Genomic DNA, 6,159 nt, shown 5'->3' on the forward strand with positions numbered 1-6,159 from the left:
CGACGGGCGACTCGTGCGCGATGGCGGGCGTCGCGGCGAAGCCGGCGGAGAGGGCGACGGCCGTTGCCGCCGAAAGAGCATGGCGCGTGAACGCCGGAAAGCGATGAGTAAACAATTTGGATTCCTATGGATGATTCGTGCATGCAATGAACTGCGCGCGGCGTGCCCCGTGCGCGGCGGCGAGAAGCCGCCGTGCAGCCGGATAACGCGAGACCGGAACGAACGCCCGCGCGGCCGTGAATTCAACCGGCCTGCGGCGGGCCGCGCGAGAACGCGTGCGGCCACGGCGGCACATGACGAAGCATCCGCGCGCGTGCGACCGGGGGCCGTTCGGCGAACGCGAGGAGGGGCACCGCTTGCGGTGGCAAGGGCGGAAGGCCGAAGCTTCCGGCGTGAACATGGCAAAACGGGCATGTATCGTCGCCGTGCTCGTGGTGCGCGCCGGTATCGTGCGCGGGCGTGCCGGCATGATCCGCGTGCGCGCCATGACTCTCGTCGGCGAGATGCACGAGTTGCAGCACGGCCCGTGTCGTTTCCGCGTCGTCGCGCCAGGCTGCCTGCACCGACGTGATCGCCGGCGCGAGCGCATTCAGCAGTACGGCGAAGATGGCGACCCACGCGGCACGACGCATCGGGCGGGCGACGGACGACAGCGACGAGGGCACGGTCACGGCAGGGCGACGGTCAGTCGCTGGTGCGGGGATCGCAGCCGAGGCCGTGGTCGATATCGGCGCGCGCATTGCGCTCGGCGTCGTGCATCGCGCTCAGCTTCGAATCGAAGCCGAACATCGACGCGACGATGAAGCGGCGCACACGTGGCGGAGCGGGATGGCGCGTACGGAGTTCGTAGACACCGTCCCAGCGCTGATTGGCGCGTTGAACGGCGAATACGCCGTACTCGCGGTCTTTGTAGTGAACGAATTGCATGGGGTGGGTAGAAGTCTTGTAATGACGAACGGCCGCGTCGGCTCGGCGTCGCTGAACAGGGCGCCATTCTTCGCGACGCACGGCGGGCCGGCCATCAATGTCAACAGAATCTCAATGACGCGCTGGAGCGGCGCTGCACGCGTGATCGGTTCTGGCCTATCCTGTGCGAAACACGCGACGCGCGCCGCGCGTTGCGCCTCGACACAGGAGCATCGATGCCGAATCACGCCGAAGCCACGACGACGCAGGCGCCGCAGGTCGCGCCCGCTGCCCCGACCTCAGCGTCGGGCCCCGCATTCATCGCGCCCGAGACCGATCCGCAGGCACTCGCGCGCAACAACCAGTACGTGCTGAAATCCGGCGATGCGTTCGTGGTCAGCGACGCGCTCGGCGACATCGGCGGTCATGACGACGGCCTGTTCGTCGACGACATGCGCGTGCTGTCGAAATGGCGTCTGACGTTCGGCGGCCGCGCGCCGTCGCTGCTGTCGGGCGCGACGAGCGCCGACAACGCGTCGTTTACCGCCCACCTGACGAACCGCCCGCTGCCGCCGCTCGGCGGCCACGAAACGCCCGAGGGCGTGATCCATATCGAACGGATGCGCGTGCTCGCCGGCGACGTGCTTTACGAAGCGCTGACGCTGACGAACTACGGCGCGAGCGAAGCCGAGGTGCCGCTGTCGCTGTCGTTCGCGGCCGATTTCAAGGACATGTTCGAGGTGCGCGGCACGCAGCGCCCGAAGCGCGGCACCGTGGTGGCGCCGCGCGTCGACGCAGGCGCGGTGCGGTTGCGTTACGACGGCCTCGACAGCGTCGAGCGCAACGTGACCGTGTATTTCTCGCCGGCGCCCGATGCGCTGTCGGTCGATCGTGCCGACTACACGCTGACGATCGCCGCGCAGGCGTGCGTGTCGATCTACCTGACCGTCGACGCGACGCTCGGCGCGGCGCATGCCGAAAGCCCGGGCTGCGGCCGCGTCGCGCTGCGCACCGCGCTCGTCGGCGTGCACCGCGAGATGCGCGCGCGGCGCGAGTCGATGGCGCGCGTGAACACCGGCAATCCGCTGTTCGACGCGTGGCTCGACCGTTCGCTCGCGGATCTCGGGCTGCTCACCACGCAGCTCGACACGGGGCCGTACCCGTATGCGGGCATTCCGTGGTTCTCGACGCCGTTCGGCCGCGACGCGGTGATCACGTCGCTGCAGATGCTGTGGCTGCAGCCGTCGCTGGCGCGCGGCGTGCTGCGGTTCCTGGCCGAGCACCAGGCGCGCGAGACCTCCGCGTTCCGCGATGCGGAGCCCGGCAAGATCATGCACGAGTTCCGCCGCAGCGAGATGGCCGCGACGGGCGAGGTGCCGTTCGCGCTGTACTACGGCGGTGTCGACACGACGCCGCTCTTCATCGTGCTCGCGGGCGCGTATGTCGAGCGCACCGGCGACGACGCGCTGATCGACGAGCTGTGGCCCGCGCTCGAGCGTGCCGCGCAATGGGTGATCGACAAGTGCGACCGCAATCCTTACGGACTGCTCGATTACCAGCGCACGTCGGAGCGCGGCCTCGCGAACCAGGGCTGGAAGGACAGCCACGATTCGGTGTTCCATGCGGACGGCCGCTTCCCGGACGGGCCGATTGCGCTCGTCGAAGTGCAGGCCTATGCGTGCGCGGCGCTCGATGCGATGTCGATGTGCTCGCACCGGCGCGGCCACGCGGCCGACGCCACGCGCTACGCGCTGCGCGCCAAGACGCTGCGCGACCAGGTCGACGCGCTGTTCTGGATGCCGGAAGGCGATTTCTACGGGATCGCGCTCGACGGACATGGCGACCTGTGCCGCGTGTTCGCATCGAACGCGGGCCATCTGCTCGCGTTCGGGCTGCCCGACGCCGAGCGCGGCGCGGCGGTCGCCGGCGTGCTCGGCTCGGCGCTGTTCCAGACCGGCTGGGGCATCCGCACGCTCGCGGCCGGCCAGCCGCGCTTCAACCCGATGGCGTATCACAACGGCTCGGTATGGCCGCACGACAATGCGCTCATCGCGCGCGGGCTTGCGCGCTACGGCGACAAGACGGCCGCGGTGAACCTGCTGCGCGCGCTGTTCGAGGCGGCGGTGAGCTTCGAGATGCGGTTGCCGGAACTGTTCTGCGGGTTCCCGCGCCGGCGCGGCGAACCGCCGACCGCGTATCCGGTCGCCTGCCTGCCGCAGGCGTGGGCGGCCGGCGCGCCGTTCATGATGCTGCAGGCGTGCCTCGGCGTGAGCATCGACGCGACGCGCCACGAGGTGCGCGTCGAGCGCCCGACACTGCCGGAAGGCGTCGACTGGCTGCGGATCGACGCGCTGCGCGTCGGCGACGAAACCGTATCGCTGACGTTCCGCCGCGTCGATGGCCAGGTCGTCGCGTCGGCGGAGCAGCCGGGCCGCGTGAAGGTGGTCGCGGTGCTTTAGGGCCAGCCCCACGAATGATTTTTTCCAAACAGGGGAACGTGCGTTATTAGCGGGAACAGGCCCTGGTGCGGCACTGCGCGGACATTGCGCGATGTCGCGCCATGTTCGCGCGCAGCGGCATAGAATCGTGACATGACCCTTGAACGATGCGGAGGTAGACGATGACGACCGACAACCGGCCCGACGACGGCGAGCAGAAGCTCGAGAATCTGGAAGCGGCGGTCGACCACCTGCACAAGTCGATCGAATCGCAGAGCATCGCGGTCGGCGCGGCGAAGGGCATCCTGTTCAGCCTGATCGAAACGCTCGGCGCACTGATCGGCGATCCCGACCTGCCCGAGCATGCGCGCTCGGGTTACGAGGCGCTGCGCGACAAGGCGAGCGAATTGCGCGGTGGGCTCGAACGACATTGATGCACGGATGGCGCCGGCGCTTGCCGCATGGGCCGCGCCGGCGCTGCCCGATTCCGCAGACAAAGCACAAAACCCCGTGCGCTCAATGAGTTAGGTGGCCGATGCGCAGGATATCCACAAGCTTGCCAACACAATCTGTGGAGAACCTGCGCGCGCCGGGCCGGGCGTGCCGCACGCACCGTGCAAAAGCCCTTGCGCTGCCACGTCGGTGACCGGTCAAGGTCCCCGTATCGAATCCCCTTTTGTATCAATGTGTTACGCGCTGGATCTGAGGGATATCCACAGGCTTGCCAACAAAATCTGTGGACAACTTGCAATCGATTGCGTCGCGACAGTTGAGGATCCGGCATGCGGCGACCGGCGCGCGAAGCCCGTGCAGACGGGCTGCCCGATACGTGCGTCGGCACGTTAATTCGTGCGCGATCAACGAGTTAGGCCCCGGGTACCCAGGATATCCACATCCTTGCCAACACTTTCTGTGGACAACAACGCGGCGCGCGTCACTCGATCGGCGCCGTGTCGGCCGCCTCGGTCACGATCCAGTCACGAAAGAGTGTCATCGCAGGCGTGAGCGGTTTCGACTTCAGCGACGTGAGCCAGTAGCCGCCGACGCGCACGTCGATGTCGAGCGGCCGCGCGAGCAGGCCGAGCTGCAGTTCGCGCGAGAACATGCAGGCCGGCGCGAGCGCGACGCCCGCGCCCTGCATCGCGGCCTCGACCATCAGCCGCGACGAATCGAACACGGGCCCGTTGACCGTCCACGGTTCGAGCTGCGCGGCGTCGAACCAGCCGAGCCATTCGTCGGTGCGGTACGAGCGCAGCAGCGTTTCATTCGCGAGATCGGCCGGTTGCGCAAGGCGCCGCGCGATCTCGGGCGCGCACAGCGCGGTGAGCGGCGCGTCGAGCAGGCGCTCGTTGCGCGTCGCCGGCCAGTTGCCTTCGCCGAACCGGATCGCGAAGTCGAGACCCTCGGCGGCAAGATCGACGACGTTGTTGTTGGTCCGCAGCCGCAGCTCGACGAACGGGTGCGTATCGCCGAACTGCTTCAACCGCGGCATTAGCCAGCCTAGGGCGAAGGTGCCGACGACACCGAGCGTCAGCACCTCGCGGAAACGCCCGCCGTCGAACTGCTTGAGCACCGTCTCGATACGGCTGAACGCGTCGCTCAGCACCGGCAGCAGCGCGCGCCCCTCGTCGGTGAGCCCGAGGCCGCGCGGCAGCCGCGTGAACAGCGTGCAGCCGAGCCGTTCCTCGAGCGAGCGCACCTGCTGGCTGACCGCGGCCTGGGTCACGCTCAGCTCGAGGCCCGCGCGCGTGAAGTTCAGATGGCGCGCCGACGATTCGAACGCGCGCAACGCATTGAGTGGAAGATGAGGGCGGAGCTTCATCATAAGATTTTCTTTGGTCAGCGCTCAATTATCGTTGCTTGTCAGGCAACCGTAAAGTCCCGATAGTGCTGTCTCGGCGGCCGCCGTCCTGCTTCAGCGTTTTGCCTTCGTTCCGCATCCATTCCACCACGAGACACATGACATGACCTACTCATCGCAACGCCGAACCCTGTTGCTGGCCGCCGCGACGGCGCCGCTCGTCCTTACCCTCACCGCGTGTGCGTCGCCGCGGGCCGGCGCATCGGATGTTTCGTCCGCGACGTCGTTCGATGCGCTCGAGCGCGCCGCCGGCGGCCGCCTCGGCGTGTGCGCGATCGACACCGCGAGCGGCCGGCGCGCGCAGCATCGCGCGGACGAGCGCTTCCCGTTCTGCAGTACGTTCAAGGCGATGCTGAGTGCGGCGGTGCTCGCGCAGAGCGTCGAGCGTCCGGGATTGCTGCAACAACGCGTGACGTACGGGAAGGCCGACCTCGTCAAGTATTCGCCGGTGTCGGAGAAGCATGTCGACACGGGCATGACGGTGGCCGATCTGTGCGCGGCCGCGATCCAGTACAGCGACAACTCGGCCGCGAACCTGCTGATGAAGCTGCTCGGCGGCCCGTCGGCCGTGACCGCGTACGCGCGCTCGATCGGCGACGACACGTTCCGGCTCGATCGATGGGAGACCGAACTGAATACCGCACTGCCGGGCGACCTGCGCGACACGACGACGCCTGCCGCGATGGCCGCGAGCCTGCGCGTGCTGACGCTCGGCGACGCGCTGCCGGCCGCGCAGCGTGCGCAGCTCGTTGCCTGGCTGCGCGGCAACAAGGTCGGCGACAAGCGGATCCGCGCGGGCGTGCCGGCCGGGTGGACGGTCGGCGACAAGACGGGCACCGGCGACTACGGGACGACGAACGACGCGGGCGTCGTGTGGCCGCCGTCGCGTGCGCCGATCGTGCTGACCGTGTATTACACGCAGACGCGTGCCGATGCGCGGGCGAAGGAGGACGT

The 6,159-nt window shown here is 68.3% G+C and carries 6 protein-coding genes; 3 read left to right on the top strand and 3 right to left on the bottom strand.

The annotated features are described in order from the left end of the window. Positions 1-242: 242 nt before the first annotated feature. Positions 243-740, bottom strand: coding sequence for a DUF2946 domain-containing protein (locus ACTRWB_RS37325; RefSeq protein WP_446904866.1), 498 nt, complete (start codon positions 738-740; stop codon positions 243-245). Beyond that, the gene (locus tag ACTRWB_RS37330; protein ID WP_446904867.1) at positions 685-1,008 is read right to left on the bottom strand and encodes a hypothetical protein; all 324 of its coding nucleotides are present in this window, start codon (positions 1,006-1,008) and stop codon (positions 685-687) included. The genes ACTRWB_RS37325 and ACTRWB_RS37330 overlap by 56 nt, the downstream gene beginning before the upstream one ends. 134 nt (positions 1,009-1,142) lie before the next feature. Here ACTRWB_RS37330 and ACTRWB_RS37335 point away from each other — a divergent pair, with 134 nt between their 5' ends. Continuing rightward, positions 1,143-3,365 (top strand): amylo-alpha-1,6-glucosidase, encoded by a 2,223-nt coding sequence (locus ACTRWB_RS37335; protein ID WP_446904868.1) that lies wholly within the window; start codon positions 1,143-1,145, stop codon positions 3,363-3,365. A gap of 161 nt (positions 3,366-3,526) precedes the next feature. Further along, a complete protein-coding gene (locus ACTRWB_RS37340) occupies positions 3,527-3,778 on the top strand; it encodes a hypothetical protein (protein WP_048245793.1) in 252 nt (83 codons plus the stop codon). A gap of 500 nt (positions 3,779-4,278) precedes the next feature. Here ACTRWB_RS37340 and penR read toward each other — a convergent pair whose 3' ends face one another. Then, complete coding sequence (gene penR / locus ACTRWB_RS37345; protein ID WP_446904869.1) at positions 4,279-5,169, bottom strand: beta-lactamase transcriptional regulator PenR; 891 nt, start codon at positions 5,167-5,169, stop codon at positions 4,279-4,281. A gap of 139 nt (positions 5,170-5,308) precedes the next feature. Between penR and blaPEN-bcc the strand changes: the two genes are divergently transcribed. Next, the coding region (gene blaPEN-bcc, locus ACTRWB_RS37350; RefSeq protein WP_446904870.1) for a PEN family class A beta-lactamase, Bcc-type at positions 5,309-6,159 on the top strand (851 nt) is incomplete at its 3' end.

The sequence above is a fragment of the Burkholderia sp. YIM B11467 genome, from assembly GCF_052952715.1.